We start from the raw sequence: 1819 nt of genomic DNA, 5'->3' as shown, positions 1-1819 counted from the left end.
AGACAGAAGAAAGCTGATAGAACTCTTAATAAATAGCGAACGTACAACAGATTTGAGACGGGAAACGTTATGTGAGGATATTAGAATCGATATAGGCAATATTTCTTATGAAAGCGGTTTGTCACGTAATGAGTTTGCTAAGAAACTCATTAATAAATTATTTAGGAACAAATTAGAAGAATCGCTTTGTCGTCTCTGTGAAATCCTTGAAGAAGACTTTCCCCAAGGAGATTACAGTGATGATTTGAGAAGTATTCAAAAGAAACTAAATCGTGATCCAGACCGCGAAACTTTGCTCAATAGAGTCCAGAAAACCAAAGTTCAACCGTTTCTTGAGCCAAAAGGACTGATTAGTAATCCAGAGGAACTGAACAATAAAGTCATTCCACTGGGTTTAGAAGAACGACCTACAGGTACTAAAGTTTTTGATATCTTTGACAACGAAATGGATGATAAGAGAACGCTGCTTATCCTGGGTGAACCTGGATCGGGTAAGACTACAATTCTAGCAGACCTGACCAACGAGCTAATTGAACGTGCTCGTGAAGATAAGAACCATCCGATTCCTATAATATTAAACCTTTCTTCTTGGAAGGAGAAACAGACCATTGATGAGTGGATCGTGGAGCAATTAAAAGATTTTTATCAAGTTCCTAAAGAAAAGGGATGGAATTTCGTTCAACAAAAACAATTGCTTTTGCTAATTGATGGCTTTGATGAATTAAAGTCCGTTTCTCAAAAATCATGTGTTAGAGAATTAAATAAGTTTATTACTACATATGATTCAACACGGATTGTTGTTTGTAGTCGTACAGACGAAGATAATGAAAATGAAGAAAGAGAAGAATTACTTCAAGAGTTAACATCTCAGATTGTAGTCCGACTAAAACCTCTCGATCTAGAAAAAGCTGTTCAATATCTGAATGATAATTCTGTCCCTGATTGGTTGAAAGAATTGGTAAATACAAATAATCAACTACAGATTTTAATCAAATTACCTTTATTCCTCTATTTGATAATTGAGGTTTACAAATCTGATAAGAACTCACAACAGAAAACAGATTTTTTGCAAGAAGATAGCGAAGATGAAATATGGAACAAAATATTTTACAAGTATATTGAAAAGCAGTTAGAGAAATGGAAAAGTAATCCAAATTACTCAGAAAAAGTTAATAAAGAAGAAGTTAACAGATATCTAAAATGGTTAGCAAAACAAATGCATAAAGAGAATCAAACAGATTTTTTAATTGAAAAGATGCAACCCAAATGGCTGTCTCAGCCATCCAATCAAGTAACCTTTCAAGAAACAATATATCATATTGGAGTTAGTTTGATTGTAGGACTGCTGTGTGGACTAGCTAGCGGACTATTCTCTGAGATATTAAATTATAATTCCAATCCCCAGGATCAAATTCCCTGGATCCATTATATATTTTTTGGATTAATATCTGGACTGCTATCTGGATTCATATCTGGACTGATATTCTTATTGCCTGAAGATCTGGAATATAACCCGATATCTAAATTAAAGTCTGCACTTAGAAAGTCTACACGTAGAAGGTCTGCACTTATAGGGTATCCACTTAGATTACTATCTAAACTGACATATTGGTTGCGTGCAAATAGAAACTCTAAGTTAACGTCTAGATTCAGGTTTGTAATGATTGGGCTGATATCTGGGCTGATACGTTGGGAAGTTAATCTGCGACTAGAAGAAGGTAAAACCCAGCCTTTAGATGCAATAATATTTGGACTCATTTCAGGATTTATAGTGGGTGAGATGAAAACCCTGTGGCTTTAGCCCAGGGACGCCACATGC

The 1819-nt window shown here is 35.1% G+C and carries 1 protein-coding gene; it reads left to right on the top strand.

What is annotated here, in order from left to right; genetic code table 11:
* Positions 1 to 1801: NACHT domain-containing protein (locus DP116_RS14795; RefSeq protein WP_211173282.1), on the top strand; the 1801-nt coding region annotated here is incomplete at its 5' end.
* Positions 1802 to 1819 lie beyond the last annotated feature (18 nt).

Origin of the sequence: Brasilonema bromeliae SPC951 (assembly GCF_012912135.1) — a bacterium.
Taxonomy (GTDB): Bacteria; Cyanobacteriota; Cyanobacteriia; order Cyanobacteriales; family Nostocaceae; genus Brasilonema; species Brasilonema bromeliae.
Note: the sequence above shows the minus strand (reverse complement) of the source record. Positions and strands in the feature narration are given on the sequence as shown.